This is a genomic window from Exiguobacterium sp. PHA03, assembly GCF_041945985.1.
GTDB lineage: Bacteria > Bacillota > Bacilli > Exiguobacteriales > Exiguobacteriaceae > Exiguobacterium_A.
This window is the reverse complement of the sequence record NZ_JAUTYQ010000004.1, coordinates 136,653-155,247: the sequence shown is the minus strand read 5'-3', so window position 1 is coordinate 155,247 and position 18,595 is coordinate 136,653. Positions and strand designations below refer to the sequence as shown.

The 18,595-nt window shown below is 44.0% G+C and carries 17 protein-coding genes and 2 tRNA genes; 10 read left to right on the top strand and 9 right to left on the bottom strand.

Going from position 1 to position 18,595, the window contains the following annotated elements; all coding sequences use genetic code 11:
• Positions 1 to 39: 39 nt before the first annotated feature.
• The 3 genes from Q7C19_RS14600 (at position 40) to nagE (ending at position 3,315) form a co-directional block, all read left to right on the top strand.
• Positions 40 to 1,242 (top strand): ornithine--oxo-acid transaminase, encoded by a 1,203-nt coding sequence (locus Q7C19_RS14600; RefSeq protein ID WP_023467138.1) that lies wholly within the window; start codon positions 40 to 42, stop codon positions 1,240 to 1,242.
• Between the two features lie 154 nt (positions 1,243 to 1,396).
• On the top strand, positions 1,397 to 1,594 hold the full coding sequence (locus Q7C19_RS14595; RefSeq protein ID WP_035412412.1) for a CsbD family protein: 198 nt from the start codon (positions 1,397 to 1,399) through the stop codon (positions 1,592 to 1,594).
• A gap of 212 nt (positions 1,595 to 1,806) precedes the next feature.
• The gene (nagE, locus tag Q7C19_RS14590; protein WP_035412415.1) at positions 1,807 to 3,315 is read left to right on the top strand and encodes an N-acetylglucosamine-specific PTS transporter subunit IIBC; all 1,509 of its coding nucleotides are present in this window, start codon (positions 1,807 to 1,809) and stop codon (positions 3,313 to 3,315) included.
• A gap of 21 nt (positions 3,316 to 3,336) precedes the next feature.
• Here the strand turns inward: nagE and Q7C19_RS14585 are convergent, their stop codons facing one another.
• The 4 genes from Q7C19_RS14585 to yhfH form a co-directional block, all read right to left on the bottom strand.
• Positions 3,337 to 4,239 (bottom strand): EamA family transporter, encoded by a 903-nt coding sequence (locus Q7C19_RS14585; RefSeq protein WP_290754124.1) that lies wholly within the window; start codon positions 4,237 to 4,239, stop codon positions 3,337 to 3,339.
• Positions 4,240 to 4,339: 100 nt separating this feature from the next.
• Positions 4,340 to 4,981: a YkyA family protein gene (locus tag Q7C19_RS14580; protein WP_290774802.1), complete on the bottom strand. Its 642-nt coding sequence runs from the start codon at positions 4,979 to 4,981 to the stop codon at positions 4,340 to 4,342.
• 15 nt (positions 4,982 to 4,996) lie between these two features.
• Complete coding sequence (locus Q7C19_RS14575; RefSeq protein WP_290754118.1) at positions 4,997 to 5,842, bottom strand: polysaccharide deacetylase family protein; 846 nt, start codon at positions 5,840 to 5,842, stop codon at positions 4,997 to 4,999.
• Between the two features lie 191 nt (positions 5,843 to 6,033).
• Positions 6,034 to 6,180, bottom strand: a complete 147-nt coding sequence (gene yhfH, locus Q7C19_RS14570) for a protein YhfH (RefSeq protein ID WP_064505459.1) — start codon at positions 6,178 to 6,180, stop codon at positions 6,034 to 6,036.
• 185 nt (positions 6,181 to 6,365) lie between these two features.
• On the opposite strand from yhfH, the gene Q7C19_RS14565 reads away from it, so the two are divergent.
• Both Q7C19_RS14565 and Q7C19_RS14560 read left to right on the top strand, forming a co-directional pair.
• Complete coding sequence (locus Q7C19_RS14565) at positions 6,366 to 6,992, top strand: nitroreductase family protein (protein WP_375092374.1); 627 nt, start codon at positions 6,366 to 6,368, stop codon at positions 6,990 to 6,992.
• 139 nt (positions 6,993 to 7,131) lie between these two features.
• Positions 7,132 to 7,204, top strand: a tRNA-Val gene (locus Q7C19_RS14560).
• A 45-nt stretch (positions 7,205 to 7,249) separates the two neighbouring features.
• On the opposite strand, the gene Q7C19_RS14555 is transcribed toward Q7C19_RS14560, so the two are convergent.
• Positions 7,250 to 7,801, bottom strand: coding sequence for a YdhK family protein (locus tag Q7C19_RS14555; protein WP_313491899.1), 552 nt, complete (start codon positions 7,799 to 7,801; stop codon positions 7,250 to 7,252).
• Positions 7,802 to 7,949: 148 nt separating this feature from the next.
• Here Q7C19_RS14555 and Q7C19_RS14550 point away from each other — a divergent pair, with 148 nt between their 5' ends.
• Genes Q7C19_RS14550 through Q7C19_RS14540 form a run of 3 tightly spaced genes read left to right on the top strand, consistent with a single transcriptional unit; the run spans position 7,950 to position 10,533 of the window.
• A complete protein-coding gene (locus tag Q7C19_RS14550) occupies positions 7,950 to 9,299 on the top strand; it encodes a HAMP domain-containing sensor histidine kinase (protein WP_375092373.1) in 1,350 nt (449 codons plus the stop codon).
• A 1-nt stretch (position 9,300) separates the two neighbouring features.
• Positions 9,301 to 9,948, top strand: coding sequence for a response regulator transcription factor (locus tag Q7C19_RS14545; RefSeq protein ID WP_375092372.1), 648 nt, complete (start codon positions 9,301 to 9,303; stop codon positions 9,946 to 9,948).
• An 18-nt stretch (positions 9,949 to 9,966) separates the two neighbouring features.
• A complete protein-coding gene (locus Q7C19_RS14540) occupies positions 9,967 to 10,533 on the top strand; it encodes a histidine phosphatase family protein (protein WP_375092371.1) in 567 nt (188 codons plus the stop codon).
• Positions 10,534 to 10,592: 59 nt separating this feature from the next.
• Here Q7C19_RS14540 and Q7C19_RS14535 read toward each other — a convergent pair whose 3' ends face one another.
• Positions 10,593 to 12,080: a phytoene desaturase family protein gene (locus Q7C19_RS14535; protein ID WP_375092370.1), complete on the bottom strand. Its 1,488-nt coding sequence runs from the start codon at positions 12,078 to 12,080 to the stop codon at positions 10,593 to 10,595.
• Between the two features lie 17 nt (positions 12,081 to 12,097).
• Positions 12,098 to 12,643, bottom strand: coding sequence for a methyltransferase family protein (locus Q7C19_RS14530; protein ID WP_375092369.1), 546 nt, complete (start codon positions 12,641 to 12,643; stop codon positions 12,098 to 12,100).
• Between the two features lie 213 nt (positions 12,644 to 12,856).
• Here Q7C19_RS14530 and Q7C19_RS14525 point away from each other — a divergent pair, with 213 nt between their 5' ends.
• Positions 12,857 to 13,684 carry a D-alanyl-D-alanine carboxypeptidase family protein gene (locus Q7C19_RS14525; protein ID WP_047395064.1) on the top strand — a complete coding sequence of 276 codons (828 nt, stop codon included), beginning with the start codon at positions 12,857 to 12,859 and terminating at the stop codon, positions 13,682 to 13,684.
• 200 nt (positions 13,685 to 13,884) lie between these two features.
• On the opposite strand, the gene Q7C19_RS14520 is transcribed toward Q7C19_RS14525, so the two are convergent.
• Positions 13,885 to 17,025: an efflux RND transporter permease subunit gene (locus Q7C19_RS14520; protein WP_375092368.1), complete on the bottom strand. Its 3,141-nt coding sequence runs from the start codon at positions 17,023 to 17,025 to the stop codon at positions 13,885 to 13,887.
• A gap of 184 nt (positions 17,026 to 17,209) precedes the next feature.
• Between Q7C19_RS14520 and Q7C19_RS14515 the strand changes: the two genes are divergently transcribed.
• Positions 17,210 to 17,282, top strand: a tRNA-Val gene (locus tag Q7C19_RS14515).
• Between the two features lie 97 nt (positions 17,283 to 17,379).
• Here Q7C19_RS14515 and Q7C19_RS14510 read toward each other — a convergent pair.
• A complete protein-coding gene (locus Q7C19_RS14510; RefSeq protein ID WP_035412440.1) occupies positions 17,380 to 18,402 on the bottom strand; it encodes a PTS sugar transporter subunit IIC in 1,023 nt (340 codons plus the stop codon).
• Positions 18,403 to 18,595 lie beyond the last annotated feature (193 nt).

The window sequence follows — 18,595 nt, the reverse complement described above, 5'->3', positions numbered from 1 at the left end:
TTGAAAGCGTTTTCTAAAGAGCTATAAGGGGGAATCTCGATGAATCAAACAGAGAAAATCATTCAACAGACAGAACAGTTCGGAGCACATAACTACCATCCACTCCCGATCGTCATTTCAGAAGCAGAAGGTGTCTTCGTCACGGATCCGGAAGGACGTCGTTACATGGATATGTTGAGTGCTTACTCAGCTGTCAACCAAGGACATCGTCATCCGAAAATCATCGAAGCTCTAAAACGACAGGCGGATAAGATCACTTTGACGTCACGTGCCTTCCACAATGATCAACTGGGCTTTTTCTATGAAAAAGTAGCACAATTGACGGGTAAAGACATGGTATTACCGATGAATACAGGTGCGGAAGCTGTTGAGACGGCAGTGAAAGCAGCACGACGCTGGGCATATGAAGTGAAACAAATCCCAGGTGATGCTGAAATCATCGTTTGTGAAGGAAACTTTCACGGTAGAACGATGACAGCCGTCTCCATGTCGACGGAGGCAGAATATCAACGAGGATTTGGACCGCTTCTTCCTGGAATCAAGACGATTCCATACGGCGATCTGGAGGCACTAAAACAGGCAATCACTGAAAATACAGCGGCATTCATCTTGGAGCCGATTCAAGGCGAAGCAGGAATTTTAATTCCGTATGATGGCTTCCTAAAAGATGCACAAGAAGTTTGTCGTGCGCAGAATGTTTTGCTCGTATCGGATGAGATTCAATCTGGACTTGGTCGTTCCGGTAAATGGTTTGCTTCTGATTGGGACGAGGTAACACCAGACATGTACATTCTTGGGAAAGCACTGGGTGGTGGGGTATTCCCAATCTCATGTGTTGCCGCGAATAAAGATGTCCTTTCTGTCTTCAATCCAGGTTCACACGGCTCGACATTCGGTGGTAATCCACTCGCTTGTGCCGTATCGATTGCTTCACTTGAAGTATTAGAAGACGAAAAGTTACCGGAACGTTCACTCGAACTCGGTACGTACTTCATGGAAAAATTAAAACAAATTAACAACCCGATGATCAAAGAAGTACGTGGTCGTGGATTGTTCATTGGTGTTGAACTAACAGAAGCAGCTCGACCATATTGCGAAGCGTTGAAAGAGAAAGGCTTACTCTGTAAAGAAACACACGAGACAGTCATTCGCTTTGCACCACCGCTTGTCATCACAAAAGAAGAGTTGGATTGGGCGTTCGAACGGATTGAACAAGTGTTAGGCGTTTCCGTCGCCCAGTAAATGAATACATTCAAATCGAATAACAGTGAACAAGATGTTCACTGTTATTTTTATTTGGATGAGTGTCGGTATGGATACAGGAAATGTTTGAAATTCAGTCATACGGGAACATACAACTATCGCAAAAAAAACTTTTTAAATGGGGGTAATGGTTATGTCAAATGACAGTGGTCTCAATAAAAAAGCAGATGGTCTTGTTGATAAAGTAGCGGGTAAAGCAAAAGAAGCACTCGGTAAAGCAACAGGAGATAAATCGACAGAGCGCGAAGGTAAAAAAGATCAATTAAAAGGTGACGCCAAGAAAACCGTAGGAAACGTTCAACAAAATTTTGAAGATACAACTCGTCGTTAAGACCGTGGGAATTAAATAGAAAAACCGGACTGGAGGATTACTCTAGTCCGGTTTTTAGTGTTTGCTATAATGAATTTTTATACTAATAAAAAAGATAGTGAATAATTTGTATAAAGGTCTAGTCATTTAGATATTTATATGGAATAATTAAAAACGTAAAAGCGTTTACATTGTTCTGTCATTATCGTTTTATTCAGGAAAGGGTGAAAGGGATGTTGCAGTTTCTACAACGAATTGGTAAGGCTTTGATGTTACCAATCGCAGTATTACCAGCTGCCGGAATCGTACTTCGATTAGGTTCGGCGGATATGCTAGATATTCCATTGATGGTAGCAGCAGGAGGGGCAATTTTTGATAACCTTCCATTGATATTTGCCATTGGTGTCGCAATCGGTCTATCGATTGATGCGAGTGGGGCAGCGGGTCTTGCCGGAGCCATCGGGTATCTTGTCTTAAAAAATGGCGTCGACTCGATGAACAAGGATTATTCCAGTGCACAGATTCAAGCAAAATATGATGCGATTGCGGCGATCGTCAATGATTCCTCGACCAAGGTCGATGGCGCGACACTTGGTTCGATTGCGAACCAGGCGACGCTCGGTTCAACCGTCAATATGGCAGTATTCGGTGGGATCATTGCGGGTATCGTTGCCGGTCTTCTATACAATCGCTTCTACAATATTAAGTTACCGGATTGGTTGGCATTCTTCGGAGGCCGTCGTTTTGTTCCAATCATTACCTCAGCTGTCATGCTCGTACTTGCTTTCATCTTTGGTTATGTTTGGCCGTTCATCGAGCAAGGTATCAACGGTGCCGGTGAATGGATGGTCGGTCTTGGCGCAGGAGGCGCTGCTTTGTTTGGATTCTTTAACCGTCTCCTGATTCCTGTCGGCTTGCACCATGTTTTAAATAATATTTTTTGGTTTGTTTTCGGTTCATACGAAAAAGCAGATGGTACGGTAGCGAACGGGGATATTGCGCGTTTCTTCGCTGGAGATCCAACAGCGGGGATTTATCAAGCTGGCTTCTTCCCGATCATGATGTTTGCCTTGCCAGCTGCAGCCTTTGCCATCGTCATGGCTGCGCGTAAGGAAAATCGAAAAGCCGTTGCTGGAGCGATGATTGGTCTTGGACTGACATCCTTCCTGACAGGAATTACGGAACCAATCGAGTTCTCGTTCATGTTCTTGTCACCTGTTTTATACGTCATCCATGCTGTACTAACGGGTCTATCGATGGCCATCGTTAACTTACTCGGTATTTTACATGGCTTCTCCTTCTCGGCTGGTTTCATTGATTACGCCTTGAACTTCGGGATTGCGAAAAAACCATTGTTGATCATCCCAGTTGGTCTCGCGTTCGCGGTCGTCTACTACTTCCTGTTCTACTTCATGATCACAAAATTCGATCTGAAGACACCAGGTCGTGAAGATGAATCGCTCGTTACAGACACGGGAGTCGTTTTGACGGACTCAGACGATAAATATGAACAACAAGCAGCTCAAATTTTTGCTGGATTGAAAGGAACAGAAAATGTCACGTCGATTGACAACTGTGCGACACGTTTACGTCTTCAAGTCAAGGATCCAAGCATCATTGATGAAGCAGCGATTAAAGCGGCTGGAGCAAAAGGTGTTATGAAGATGGGGGCGACTAGTGTTCAAATCATCATTGGCACAGATGTCGAATTCGTTGCAGATGCGATGAAACGACAGAAGTAAAGAAAACGACCTTTCCTGAGCTCAGGAAAGGTCGTTTTGCTGTACGCTCGCAACAGGTGCTGTTTTGCTCGAGCGATAGATCGGATAAAAGATTCCAATCAAGATGATGACGATCCCAATCCATTGAGAGCTCATCAGATGTTCACCTAAAATTAACACGGAACAGATGACCGCTGTCGGTAGTTCAGCTGCTCCAAGCAAAGAAACGCTTGCTGGGGAGAGGTGAGGCGCGCCCGCAGCAAATAAGAGCGGTGGTAAAATTAACGCGAACAGACCAAGCGGAATCGCGTATAACAGAAGTCCATTTTCGAAGTTCGCAGAGGATAAGAACGTCGTCGGTGGATACATCGTCATGACGAAAGCAAGACCACCTGTCATCATGTAAAAACTCTTCTTGATGACGGGTAAATGATTGGCGATGCGTCCACTAGCGAGTAAGAAAATTGAGAAGCTGACAGCCGCTCCAAGACCGAATAATGTTCCACGGAAGTCAAGTGGACTCGAGTAAGCGGCACTCGCAAGAATGGCTCCGCCAATCAACAGAATCGCAGACAGGAAATGCGCGCGAGATGGTAAACGTCTGAATGCGAGCGCATCGATGATGACACCAATCCAAGTGAATTGGAATAAGAGAATGATTGCAACGGATGCCGATACGGTCTGAAGACTTTGATAGTACAGATAGCCAGTTGTACCACTAGAGATACCGATCAACATGAGAAGACCAGCTGTCTTAAGATCGAGACGAAGATTTTTCGTAAATAAGGCAAGACTGAAAATCATCAGCCAACCGAAGAAAAATTGACTTCCAGAAACGGCTGCTGAGTTAAATCCAGCTGCATAAGCGAGTTTGACGATCGTTGAGAGGACACCATAACTGATAGCGCCAATGAGAACGAATAAGGTTGCTTTTGAGCGATGCATGAATAATTTCCCTCCATTTTTAGTAAAAACCACACAAAAAAGGTTGCAACGGGGCCTTGTCCAGGTTTTTTGGACAGGGTTTGGTTGCAACCTGTGTGATTTATTGAGTTGATGTGTCGAGCAAACGATACAGCCGGGTTTTCGTTTGGTTGTACTGAACGGTCAGCGTGTTCCACTTCTTTAATGACGCGGTAGCTTTCCGTGTTAAACGATTTAAATCCGCTGTTGACTCATCAATCTTAACGAAATCCGGTTTTTTAGTCAAGCGTGAAAGCACTTTCTTTTCAGCGTCCATCGCTTGTCGATACGTTTTCGAGAACGTTTGAAACGTCTGCTGGCGTTCCTTGATGATTGCCACTAAGGCAGTTCCTTCCGTTTTTGCTTTACCATCAAGTTTGTTTACAGCATCCTTCAATTCTTCAAGATCAAGTTCAGCGTACGTTTCCTTACGTAACGTTTCTTCTTGTTTCAATAAAGCAAGCCGTTCATCATTTAAGGCTTCTAGTTCCTCCCGTTCATTTTGAGAGCGTTTGATTTCTTCAGCACCTGCATCAAGAACGGCTTGGTACGTATTAACTGAAATTTCGTCCTTACGAGCACGTTGATCAGCTAGCATGAATGCCTTTTCTTCACCTTTGACTTGTTGCTCTAGCTGTTCATGAAGAGAGGCTGGTGAATCGTTGGAGCAGGCAGCGAGTCCGAAGCTCGACAGGAATAGTACTGCTACGAATGATTTTTTCATCTAGATAGTAACTCCTTATAAATTCGAGTATTGCACGAAGTTGTACGGAATATGGAAATCTTCATCATAAATCGCGAACTGATAGCCCTTTTTTTGAAGTCCGGCAACAATGGCCGGAAGGGCCTTGATAGCTTGTGGTTGTTCATGCAAGAGAATGATTTCAAATGGACGCTCTGCTCGCCGAATGACCGTATTAGCCACTTCTTTTGCACTATCTTTGTAATACCAGTCCATTGAATCGATCGACCAGTCCCATACTCGGAAGTCTGCAGCGTGAATGGCAGATGCCATTTTTTTCGTGATGCCTGGATCAGAGCCATAAGGTGGTCGTGTCAAATGTGGTGTTAGCTTCGTCAACTCATGGATTTTCTTCTGAACACTTTGCATCTCTGAGACATACTTTCCTTTTTTGTACAATGTATCGTAATCGTGTGTTTCCCCGTGTAAGCCGATGTAATGTCCGGCTTTCGCAGCAGCTTTAACTTCTTGCGGAAAAGCATCTATTTGTGTTCCGAGATAAAAGAAAGTGGCACGAGTCTGAAGTTGATCCAATGTTCGAAGTAAGTCCGGTGTTAATGCGGATGGACCATCCTCGAATGTTAAATAAGCGACTTTTTTCGTCACACCATTCCATTTTTCCACGCGTGCTTTTTCCATATTGACGACAGGGACTTCAGTAATGGATTTACCTGTCGTAATGGATTGTTGTTCAGGAGTAAATACGTATCGATAAGCGACATATCCCCCAACTCCGAGAAAGACAAGTGTGAGAAGTAAGAAGAACCGAGGGAAAAACTTTCTTTTTTTTGTCCGCGGTCGTGGACCGAGTTCGCTAGCGTGGCTTGAGGTAAATGGATCCATCGTTGTCTGTCGCTCCTTTTGTCAAAAATATCATATACAGATAATGTAACATTCTGACTGTTTCTTTTGTAACAAACAGATGACAAAAAGATGACGAAAAATCGATTTTTCTAAAAAATATCGATTTATTTAGAAGAAGTTTGTAAGAAATAAAAAAACAACCACTGAATAAGTGATTGTTTCATGTGTTATTAGTGTTCTGTTACAGCACACTCATCGCATTCCGTTTGATAGGATTCACATTGTTCATCCATCTCTTTTCCGCAATGGGCACACGTCTTGACGGGAAGCTCACGATAGAATGCAGCAGATGCTTCTTGGTAAAGGGGTTGTTCCATGTGTTTTTTCCTCCTTCAAAATAAACGCAATGGTCTTTTTCTTGTTTTTATTGTATTAGTACAGAAGTTTAATGTCAACTATTGTTTTATAACAGTAAATTCGTTTGAAGTATTGATAGAGGACAATAAAAAAGAGACATGCTACGATATCTAAGTAATCTGATAATAATAAGGGGGATTTACACATGACACAGGCAACACTTGATACAATGCATGTCTTAACAGAAAGACGTTCCGTTCGTCATTACGACGAAACGTTCAAACTTTCAAAACAGGAAGTGGAAGAACTATTAGAATGGACGACAGCGGCGCCGAGTGCTTGGAATTTGCAACACTGGCATTTCACGGTCTTCCATTCAGAAGAAGCGAAGCAACAGCTTGCACCGATCGCATACAATCAGCCGGCTATCACTTCGGCTTCAGCAATCATTGCGATTCTAGGGGATGTTCAAGCCAATCGAAACTACAATCCGGTTTATGGTCCGGCAGTAGAAGCGGGTGGTATGACAGAAGAATTGTTCGATTCGATCAAAGAACAAGTAGAAGGCGCTTATCAAAGTGAAGCGTATGGTCGCGACGCGGCAATGTCGAATGCGAGTCTTGCTGCGATGCAATTGATGCTTGCGGCAGAAGCGCGTGGATTATCAACACTCGCAATGGGTGGATTTGATCATCAACGTTTTACGGAAACGTTTATTACCGAATCACGGTATGTACCGGTCATGTTAATTGCTGTCGGTAAAGCGGTCGAAAATGCAAAAAAACGTCCAGCACTCCGTTTACCGATCGATCGAGTATCAACCTTCCTGTAAGTCATTCAAAATGGAGGAAGCGGGGGGCAATTCCTCCATTTTAATTTTTTTATTTTTTTTCGGAAAAAGACTTGTCAGCCTTTTAGTTTCTTGATATATTAATACATGTCCTAGCAAGTACATTACGTACTGCAAACATGATTCTGTAGCTCAGCTGGGAGAGCGCTACCTTGACAGGGTAGAGGTCGCTGGTTCGAGCCCAGTCAGAATCATACCGAAAGCCCGCTTCTCCTTTATAGGAAAAGCGGGTTTTTTTATTATTTCTTTATCTCATCCTCGGTGACCCATTTATGATTTTTCACCATCTCTCCACCGTCCGTTGGTTCATAGTTCACCATGTAGACAGTCGTTTCTTTTACTTCATCAATCGTCGCTTTAGCTCCATCCATACCTTTCATATGATCTGCCTTGACAGTCGTTTCATCACCAACTTGCAGTGGCTTAGTTGGAACTGGATCAAGTTCTTCCTGAATGACCCATTTGTGATTTTTCACCATCTTTCCACCAGTAGTCGGTTTATAACTGATCGCATAGACGACAGTATCATAAGCACCGGCAATCGTTGCTTTTGCTCCGTTCATTCCGTCCATATGATTCGTCGTCAAAGTGACATTACTGCCTCTCGGATAAGTCGGATCACTAGCTTTCTTTAAACCAGACGGTACCTTTCCGTCACTCGAATGCATCATATCTCCATGTGACATGTCGTGTGAGTCACTATTACTTCCATCGTTATTGGCGGATCCACATGCACCGAGCCAAATCGTAGAACTAAGAGCAAGTACAGTTAACGTCAATGATTTTTTCATATTAAAACCCTCCTGAAGTCATTAGTCTTCTTTACTATACCCAGCGTATGTGCAAATCGTGTGCAGATGAGGTGACAGTTTCGTTTGTCTGCATCGATCGCGTTTTTTTTAGCTATACTAAAAGTGGAGAGAAAAAGGAGGAATCGTCATGCGTCGTATTTCATACTCAGTTGGAGGAATCGTGCTTTCGGCATTTTTAATTTGTGGCAGTGTGTTGTTCGGGACATTGTATTATCAGTTGTCTCAAACACGAACGCAGGAAGTAGTAGACGGTTTACTGAACCGAGGAAATACACACCGTGATGTCCTTGTCGATTCCTATGACCAAACGACGATGCGCCATGTCAGCATGATGGAAGCAGATTCATCGTTTACTGTGGTGATCACTGATGCAGATGGAAAACAACTTGAAGCGTCACGACCTTTGTCGAATGAGATGAAGAGCATGTTAGAGCATACGGATTTTGATTACCGTCAACAAGGAAAAATCGTGACGATGCGTGACTTTTTAATGACGGACAGTCCCATCACCATTAACGGGGAACATCGTGGTCATGTATTCATGTTCGCTTCTAAAGCAATCGTAGATCACGTACTTGATCCGTTGAAACAGCAGTTTTTCCAAGTGGGTCTGCTAGCGCTTTTATTAGCAGGTGCTGCAAGCATTTGGACGACCCGACTCATTTCTCGTCCGTTGATTCAGATGGAAAAAGCGACAGCGCGTCTATTGGATGGGGAAGGTGGAGAGTTGCCGATTGATCGAAAAGATGAACTGGGACAATTGGCGCGTTCGATTCAGCAATTAAAACAAGATCTCGATTTTTTGAATCGGGAACGATCCGAATTTTTAGCAACCGTATCTCATGAACTACGAACACCATTGACATATATAAAGGGATACGCGGATATTCTCGAACGCCAAACGTTGACGCCGGATGAGCAACAACGCTACATTACGATCATTCGAGAAGAAAGTCAGCAAATGAATGAATGGATTGAGCAATTGTTTTGGTTAGCACGAATTGACGCCAATGCTTTTATGATGGAGCGAAAACCTGTCGATGTCGAAGACTTGATTCATCAAGTGATACGATTGATGCGTCCAGACATCGAACAAGAAAATGTTTCGTTCGAGATAGAAGGTGAGCGATTAGAAGTGATGGGTGACGCTCAGCAGCTCCGTCAGATGATCGTGAATATCATTGAAAATGCACGGCGACATACGACGTCGGGAAAAATTATCGTTCGTTATGGTGTCAACGCATTAGGGGCTTTCATTCAAATCGAAGATACAGGAGAAGGGATCGCTGCAGAATCTTTACCTCATGTAACGAAACGGCTCTACCGAACGGAAGCATCTCGTTCTCGAAAACATGGAGGAACTGGAATCGGACTCTCCATCGTTGAAGCAATTGCTCAAACACATGGAGCAGAATTGAACATCAAGAGTCAACTTGGACATGGAACACAAGTGACACTGCAGTGGAAGGAGAAATAAAATGCCGCATGTATTGATCGTAGATGATGAACCAAGAATGCTTGAACTGCTCAAACTGTATATTCAGCCGTATGGATATACGTGTCAGCTTGTGGATTCTGCGCAACAAGCTCTTGATCTCTGCCGTCAGCACGTATTCGACCTGATTTTACTAGATGTCATGATGCCGGATATGGATGGCTGGACATGTTGTCGTCTCATTCGAGAACACTCTAACATCCCGATCTTGATGGTTACGGCTCGGAATCAACGGGAAGACATCATTCGGACACGAGAAGTAGGAGCGAATGATTACATATCAAAACCGATTCAAGAAGGGGAACTGATCGGGCGAATGGAAGTTTTATTACAGCAACAGTATGATGGTCTATCCTATGACCGGGAAAGCTATCGTTGTAGTTACCTCCAACAAAAGATTTCGTTAACGAAAACGGAATTTGAGTTGTTAGGTGTATTTTTGGATTCTCCACGACGTGTTTGGACACGGGATCAGCTGACGACGATGTTATGGGGAGCGGAAGCGTCTGTAGACGAGCGGACAATCGACTCGCATATCAGACATTTAAGAGAAAAACTACGTGTTTGCGGTTTTCCAATCGAACAGCATCTGGAAACGGTTCGCGGAATCGGATACCGCTGGATACACTAGTAAGAAGGAGATTCAAACATGACGACACTCTATTTCGTACGGCACGCACATTCGACATACTCACCGGATGAACGGAGACGTCCACTTTCCGATAAAGGACAGACAGATGCAAGACGTTTACTTGAAACGTTTCAAGAAATTCCAATCGACAGATTCTATAGTAGTCCGTATCAGCGGGCGATCGAGACGGTTGCACCGCTCGCGGAGGCACGTCGACAACCAATTATTGAGGTAGAAGAACTAAGAGAGCGATTACTAGCACCTGGAGAGCTTGACGGTTTTCAGGAGGCGGTTATGTATGTATGGCAACATCCGAACGATAATCCATTCGGGGGCGAAACGAACAAAGAAGCAGCGCAACGCATTCGGCAATTCATCGATGAACTGGTGGAGAAGCATTCCGACGAAATAGTTGTTCTTGGAACACATGGAAACATCATGGTGTTACTTCTCGAAACATTCGATCCGACATTTGATTATACATTTTGGAAATCCTTACCGATGCCAGCCGTGTGCCGGTTGGAAGTGAAATCAGGAGGAGAGGTAGATATTCACGTCGTACCACTTTTGACGAATGTAAAGTAAAAAAAGAGACGGAACTGATGAGTAAATCAGTTTCCGTCTCTTTTGTAATCAAAGAAATCTTAAGGCGTAGGAATAGCACCTTCATGTTTTCGGATCAAATCAGCTGTTAATTGACCGGATAAGGTGACCATTGGCACACCGCCGCCTGGGTGTGTAGAACCACCAACGAAATAAAGTCCTTCGTATAACTCGCTCTTCGATGGAATCTTGAATCCACCATTTTTCTTCCGATCAGCTGCGACACCATAAATCGATCCACCGTTTGGACCATATAAGTCCTTCAGATCTTCTGGGGTGAAGCGATATTCAAACTCGATTGATTCCCGAAGACCGTAAAGTCCCATTCGTTCGAGTTTATCAAGAACAACTTCACGATAAGCATCCCAGTCGACCTCACCTTTTTGGAGTGTTAGAGGAGGGACATGCGTCAAGACGAACAGATTATCTTTTCCATCGGGCGCTTGCGAAGCATCAGATTTCGACGAGACCCCAACATAAATCGTCGGATCCTCAGGAGGCGTTCCTTCTTTGAACATTTGAACGAATTCGCGCTCTGGATTTTCTGAGAAAAAGAAGTTGTGATGTGCTAGTCCACTGTACTCACGGTTCACACCAAGTAATAATACGAGTCCAGAAACAGAGGGAGCAAACGATGCCTGTAATTTTTTTGCCTGCTTCCGGGCTTTTTTCTCAGGTACGATTCGTTCGTAAGTCGGGATGACCTCAAGATTTGAGACGACGATGTCGGCTGCATGGAACGTACCATTCGAAAGGACACCAACTGCTTTTTTATTCTCAAGGACGATTTGTTCAACCGGTGAGTTGAGATGCACCGTGACGCGGAGCTCGTCAAGCAATCGTTTCATAGCACGCGCGATTTGATACATCCCGCCTTTAACATAATAGATGCCAAGCCCCATCTGTACATAAATCATTTGATTGAAGACGGCTGGCGCTTGATAAGGGTTGGAACCGACATACATGACCATGTAGTTGAACAGCTGTTCGAGATACGGATTATTGAGGTGTTTTTTTGTTCCGGTCGCGACGGTGTTCATCGGGTCCATCTTTAATAAATCAGACATCGTATGGTATTTTTTTAAGTCCTTTAAATCTTCGAGACTGTATTTATAAAAGCTGTCGAGACATAAGTCATACATTTGTTTTGAGTACCGGAACAATTCGACGAAATCCGCTCGTGACGAAATTTGCTCGACTTCTTCAAGCATCCCAGGTAAGTCACCTTTGACGTCGATTTTTGTCCCATCTTCAAAAAAAGTACGCCATTGCGGTTCAATGCGTTCGATTTCTAAGTAATCATCTAAGTTACGATGAACACTTGAGAAGAGTTGTTCGAGTACCCAAGGCATCGTTAAAATCGATGGACCAGTATCAAAAGTAAATCCTTTCCCGCTGCGCTGATTTAGTTTCCCACCGACGTTTGCATTTTTTTCAAGCATCGTGACTGCGTAACCATCTCCAGCTAAACGAATGGCAGCAGACATACCGGCAAGACCAGCTCCAATGACGATTGCACGTTTCTTCAAATGGATCACTTCTCCTTTTAATAGATGAATGGAATCAAACGTTTTCGTTTTGCAGCCCACATCGTATAGGCAGGTCCGAAACCTTTTGTCAACATCGCTTCCTCGATCCGGATTCGATAGAGTAGGAAAAAGAACATGAGCACTCCAGCGAAAGCGAATAGGACCATTTGTCCCGTGAACAGAGGAAAGCTGATCGTGATCAACAATAATCCACTGTACAATGGATGGCGCAAGAAACGATAAGGACCACTACTGACAAGCTTGTCATCAGCTGCGACGACGACGTGACGAGTGAATTGTTGTTTTAAGTGGAGAATTCCCCAAAGGCGTAAAGCGACTCCACTCCACAACAGCAGGCAGGAAGTGATGCGCAACCAGGGAGAAATACTTTCGTCCGCAAAGAGGAAAGAGCAGACGATCGTTCCACTCAAGACAAGGAAAATCAAATAAAAACTTACTTGTTCTGCGGCGCCCGACTGGGAATCGGATCGATTCCGAAAACGAATCATTTCACTGATCCAACAGACGCTACCAATGCTGAAGATCCATTCCCACAATGTCACGTACGCTCCTCCTTTCTGTTTCAGAACTTGTTTCGAAAGCGCATTCAACGTTATTTACCCATTGCAATTCACCCTTAAGCTACATTTAGAAAACTTCAGAAATACTTCATTTTCATGACAAGCATTCCGAATGAACCCTGTTTGAAAAAAATAATGGTATTCTAATCTAAAATATGGATGCAGATCCTCATGCATAAAGGAGATACACGATTCATGAAATACATCAAGACACTCATCACGACATTGGCATTGACGGTAGCCTGTACGTCGACTTATATATCAGAAGCTGAGGCGGCGACTTCTTCTTATCGTCAAGCCAAGACATCCCTTCATTTACGTCAAGGGACATCAGTCGAGCAACCGAGTATTGCAGTCATTCCGACAGGGATTTATGTAACAGAACTATCAAAAATCGGTACGTGGTCCAAAATACAGTACGGAACGAAGATTGGCTATGCGAGTACGAAATATCTGTTGACGGATGAACAAATCGGTGGGAAACGTATTGGCAAGACACTCATCGCGAATAAGAACTTAGCACTCCGTTCGACGTACGCTCCTGGAGAGAATCAGCAAGCGCGTGCAGCTTTTGAGAAAATGCGCTTGGCAGCAAAAAAAGAGGGGATTACGCTGGTCGCATTTAGTACATACCGTTCGTACGCTTACCAAAAGGCATTGTTTGATAAATATGTCGCGCGAGATGGATATGAAAAAGCGAGTACTTATAGTGCGGAGCCAGGAAAAAGCGAACATCAGACAGGACTCGCTTTTGATATAGGGGGAGCAGATTCTTCTAAATACGCGATGTTCAGTTTTGCGAAGACGAAAGAGGCGAAATGGCTGTTCGCGAATGCGCACCGGTATGGTTTCCATCTTCGTTATCCATCTGGTAAAGAATCGTGGACAGGTTATACGTATGAAAGCTGGCACTACCGTTATGTAGGGGCGACGCTTGCTGCTCGCCTGAAACTCAGTGGGTTGACAATGGAAGAGTATTTTCATCTTGCTCCTTGGAAACCAGTAAAGACTTCGACATCTTAAAACATGATAAATAGAGGGTGTTGGATTCATCTATTATTCGTCTTGAATGAAAGAGATGGACTGTTTGACAATGACCGGCATGCTGATTGGTAGCTGAACATGACGGTACATTGGAGCAGACGGATGAAACGTTGGAATCATAAGCCTCACACTATAAAAAGCCCATCGCAATCCAAGCGATGGGCTTTTTTGATGTTCACTTAATTGGTTGTTCGTTCTTTTTTCGCTTTTTTGAAGAAGAACAGTTCATAGACGACTGGAACAATGATGAGTGTTAACAACGTAGATGTCGTTAACCCCCCAATAACTGTTAGGGCGAGACCTTTTGAGATCAATGTCCCTGAAGAAGTTGTTAATGCGAGTGGTACCAATGCCATGATCGTTGCGAATGCGGTCATCAGGATTGGACGCAATCGTGTTTTACCCGCTTCAATCAATGATTCGCGAATTGGCATACCACGACCAACGTTTTGACCAATACGGTCGACGAGAACGATGGCATTCGTGGTGACGATACCAATTAACATCAAGAAGCCGATCATGACACTGACCGATAATGGTTCATTTGCAAAGAAGAGCGTGACGAGTGAACCGATTGGAACAAAAATCAGTGAAGACAAGATGATGAACGGAATTCGTGCTTTTCCGAACGTGATCAGCATCGTCAGGTAAACAAGCCCGATTGCAACGACAATCGCGATTCCGAGGGACTGGAAGATTTCGACTGTATCATCATTCCCACCACCACTTGTCAACGAGACACCGTCCGGTAAATTAATTTTTTCGACCTCTGTTTTTACAGCATTAGAAACGTTTTGTACGTCGTCTCCTTTAACTTGTCCGGAAACGCGAGCATATACTTTTCCGTCGAGCTTCTGAATTGATGTGAAGGTCTCAACTTCTTTGACGGTCGCGACATCTTTTAGAGCAACAGGACCGTTTGCTGAGAACAGTTGGACGTCTTCGAGATCTTTCTTCGAAACGAGTCCTTTTTCATAAGACAATTGTACATCTTGATCTTTATTATCAAGATTCAACGTGCCAACAGTAACAGGCTTCGTTTGATCATTGACGGTCCCGAGGATCTGAAAGCCGGATAGTCCACGATCACTTGCTTTTTCAGGATCGATTTCAACGAGGAATTGCTTTTGTTTTTCGCTGAAGTTGTTTGTGATATATTTTAAATCACTATTTTTGGACATATTATCCTCGACTAATTTCGCAGCTTTTTGAAGCGCTTCGAGATCGTTCGAGAACAGGTCGACATCGACGTTGTTGTTCGACGGAGGACCACCTGTTGATAATTCAGCTACGCTGATTTTGACATTGACGTTTTCCTCTTGAGCGATGTCCTCCATCTGTGTCTCAAGTGATTTGATCGTTTGCTCAACGTTCGCGCCGTCCTTCAGGTTCAAGAAATAACTTGCTTTATTATCGAGACGTAAGCCTGTCGTAAAGTCTCGTGCTCCGACAGACGTCGTGACGTCAGCGATTGCTTGTTCTTTATCAAACATCTGTTCCATCTCAAATGAGACGTCGCTCGTTTTCTCGAGCGATGTGGCAGCCGGAAGTTCAAGCGATGCCGTTAGTGTCTTTGAGGCTTCGTTCGGAATGAACGTAAAGCCGAGACGTGGAACGATCGCTAGAGAACCGCCGAGAAGAATGAACGATACAATTAAGATCGTCGCCTTATGCGAGAGTGACTTTTCAATCAGCTTGCCATACCACCGTTGAAGAGCACCTTCTTTTTCTTCTGCTGGAACCTTCTTAAAGGCAAATTTCGCAAGAATCGGTACGATCGTGATCGCAACGAGTAGTGAAGCAAGTAATGAGAAAATAATTGTCAAAGCAAACGGTAAGAAGAACTTACCAGTGATTCCACCGACGAATCCGATTGGCAGGAAGACGACGACGGTCGTTAGCGTCGATGACGTGATTGCTTTTAAAATCTCTTTTGTCGATTGTTCGATGATCTCATCCGTCATACCGGATTCGGATTTTCGAACACGCCGGAAGATGTTCTCGATAACGACGATACTATCATCAACGACACGACCGACCGCAACGGCCATCCCGCCAAGTGTCATGATGTTCAGAGAAATATCTTGCCAGTTCAAGAAGATAGCAGCAATGAGTAACGATAAAGGAATCGAGACGATGGCAATAATCGTTGCGCGAATATTTCGTAAGAACAAGAGTACAGCGAGAGAGGCAAAGAGGGCACCAAGTAATCCTTCTTTGACGAGTGTCGCGACGGATTCCTCGATATCCTTCGCTGAATCGATCCCAATCGTATAGTCGACTTGATCGTCATATTTATTAAGGATCTTCGTGACTTCATCTGCGATTTCGACCGTATTGGCATCTTGTTTTTTCGTGATTGCCATCGATAAGGAATCTTTTAAATCGTAACGTGTTTTTTCGCTTTGTTGCGAGACTGCTTCGATTTTTGCAATATCTTCTAGACGAATCGGTTCTGCAGGTTCAGACGCCTGATCTGTAGCTGCTCCACCTGTTGTACTTGGTGGTCCTTGTGTTGCACCTTGTGGTGGACCGCCAGCAGATGAACCACCTGTTTGATCGCTACTAGCTGAACTAGTCGCACCTGCAACGGGTGTCAATTGTAGATTTTTTAGTTTATCTAGATTTTCTAGTTTTTCCTCAACGCGAATCGGTATTTTTGAATCGTTTTCTGATAGCTGACCAGATGGGAACGAGACATACTTTCCGTTGATTTGTTCCTTGATACTTGAGAGCGAGAGTCCTGCTTCTGTTGCTTTCTGATTATCGACGGTGATTTGAACGAGATCATCTTTGTAGCCACCAACGGAAACGCTATTGATTCCTGGAATCTTATTAAGTTCAGGTTCGATATCGTCCTTGAGGATTTTTTCGATGTCTTTACCATCCTTACTAAAGAAAGAGATATTATAGATTGGGAACGATCCAAAGGACAGACGATTTAATTTCGTTGTTGCTTCCTCTGGTAGATTCGCATCTTGGATTGCAGCATCAATCTGTTGTTCGACTTTATCCATATCAGTATCGAACGGGAATTCGATGTTTAAGATACCGATGCTTTCATAAGAAGAGCTTGTCAGCTTAGTAGCTCCTTCGATTCCTTTCAAAGCAGTTTCAAGCTTCGAGACGACTTGTTTATCGACATCGTCGGGCGAAGCACCAGGATATACTGCTTCAACAGAGATTTGAGGAAATTCGATTTCTGGGAACTGATCGACTTTTAATTTCGAGAAAGAATAGACGCCTCCTAAAACTAAAAGAATGGCGATGATGAAAACAGCCACCGAATTCTTTAAACTGAATCGGGTTAAAAAGTTCATATGAACACTCCTTTCGTTTATATGTGCTTATTTACATAGTAGAGGACACTCATAGAACCCGCAACTTTAAAACTGTTTTATTCAAAAAGATCTTTTTGAAAAAAGATAATTTTTTTTGTTAAAAAGGCTTTACACCTTTCGATATGCTGCTATAATAAAAATATACCCAGTAACAACACAGCATGATTCTGTAGCTCAGCTGGGAGAGCGCTACCTTGACAGGGTAGAGGTCGCTGGTTCGAGCCCAGTCAGAATCATACCGAAATCGTTCCTTTTCGAAGGAACGATTTTTTTTGCATTAAAAAAACTATTCCCGAAATCAATCAGGAATAGTTGGAAGGTAGAGATATTATTTTATTGGATTTCGAGATGAAGATCGCCACGCTTCGTCCAGCCTGCGACAGTCGTCAATCGATAGAAGACGAGTGTCAAGACGCCAGGTAAAACGACACCAGTCAAGAAGAAGATAAGGAACGCCTGAGGACCTTGGTTGACGAAGATATTGAGTGGCGCAATCATCGAATTTAAACCGAGTCCAGCGAGTTCATATGGTACTTTCAAAGAGAGAAGAAGCGTCGCTACAGGAGCTGAAATCATCGCTGCGAGAAACGGTGCAACGACAAGACGTGGATTTTTAACGATATTCGGGAATTGTACTTTAGGTGTGACAAAGAAAGAAGCAATCAAACCACCGGGATCCGTCTGACGATATGCCATCAATGTGAAGCCAACGAATTGAGCGGAACAGCCAATGAGTGCAGCGGCACTTGCTACAGGATCAAGCTGCAAAGCGATAGCGAGTGCAGCGGACGAAGCGGGAGACATCAATAAGACACTAAAGATGAGTGCAATGACAAGAGATGTAGCAATAGGAGACGATTCGACTGAAGCGGTGATCATAGCGCTGAATTTTGTAAGGAGTGGTGTCGTTACGGCAGCAGCACCGATACCAGTGATACCACCGGCAAGCACAGCACTCATCGGGATGACCATCATGTCAAATTTTGTTTTTCCAGTCATGCGTTTTCCAACGTATACAGCGACCGCAGCTGCGAGTAATGCACTGATTGGCTGACCGGGGGCAAGAACGAGTCCAGAAGCAGTCGATTGAAGCGCAGCACCACCTATCGTCGCTGCGATCATCGCGCTGAACAGGACAAGTGTGTTTCCTCCGAGCTGAAAGGCGATACCGGCACCGAGTGCAGGAGCAAGCAGTACTTTTGCGACGCCGCCAATCGTCAGTAGCATTTGGATATGTAAAAAATTGCCGAGCGTCTCAATCAGGAGTCCGACACCGAGTGTTACAAGAACGGCATTCGCCATTCCAGCTGATACTTTTACCATTCGATCCATCGCATATTCTTTCAACGTTGTCATCCTCTCTCTATCTATCTCTATTTTTTGCCATGAAAAAAGCCTATCCATTTTTGGGATAGGCGCCACTCATTCTGTGCGGGCGCCTCATTCGATGCATCGAAAGGAGGGCCCAAAAATCATTTCCGTTTCATCACCGGAAAAGTTTTCAGTCCCTCATGCATAGAATAATCAGTCGTCCGGCTTGGTTAAATGG

Coding starts and splice junctions, on each gene's coding strand:
- Q7C19_RS14540 (WP_375092371.1), top strand. CDS start 9,967: ATGACGACACTCTATTTCGTACGGCACGCACATTCGACATACTCACCG.
- yhfH (WP_064505459.1), bottom strand. CDS start 6,180: ATGGAACAACCCCTTTACCAAGAAGCATCTGCTGCATTCTATCGTGAG.
- Q7C19_RS14520 (WP_375092368.1), bottom strand. CDS start 17,025: ATGAACTTTTTAACCCGATTCAGTTTAAAGAATTCGGTGGCTGTTTTC.
- Q7C19_RS14545 (WP_375092372.1), top strand. CDS start 9,301: ATGCCGCATGTATTGATCGTAGATGATGAACCAAGAATGCTTGAACTG.
- Q7C19_RS14555 (WP_313491899.1), bottom strand. CDS start 7,801: ATGAAAAAATCATTGACGTTAACTGTACTTGCTCTTAGTTCTACGATT.
- Q7C19_RS14565 (WP_375092374.1), top strand. CDS start 6,366: ATGACACAGGCAACACTTGATACAATGCATGTCTTAACAGAAAGACGT.
- Q7C19_RS14595 (WP_035412412.1), top strand. CDS start 1,397: ATGTCAAATGACAGTGGTCTCAATAAAAAAGCAGATGGTCTTGTTGAT.
- Q7C19_RS14600 (WP_023467138.1), top strand. CDS start 40: ATGAATCAAACAGAGAAAATCATTCAACAGACAGAACAGTTCGGAGCA.
- Q7C19_RS14575 (WP_290754118.1), bottom strand. CDS start 5,842: ATGGATCCATTTACCTCAAGCCACGCTAGCGAACTCGGTCCACGACCG.
- nagE (WP_035412415.1), top strand. CDS start 1,807: ATGTTGCAGTTTCTACAACGAATTGGTAAGGCTTTGATGTTACCAATC.
- Q7C19_RS14510 (WP_035412440.1), bottom strand. CDS start 18,402: ATGACAACGTTGAAAGAATATGCGATGGATCGAATGGTAAAAGTATCA.
- Q7C19_RS14550 (WP_375092373.1), top strand. CDS start 7,950: ATGCGTCGTATTTCATACTCAGTTGGAGGAATCGTGCTTTCGGCATTT.
- Q7C19_RS14585 (WP_290754124.1), bottom strand. CDS start 4,239: ATGCATCGCTCAAAAGCAACCTTATTCGTTCTCATTGGCGCTATCAGT.
- Q7C19_RS14525 (WP_047395064.1), top strand. CDS start 12,857: ATGAAATACATCAAGACACTCATCACGACATTGGCATTGACGGTAGCC.
- Q7C19_RS14580 (WP_290774802.1), bottom strand. CDS start 4,981: ATGAAAAAATCATTCGTAGCAGTACTATTCCTGTCGAGCTTCGGACTC.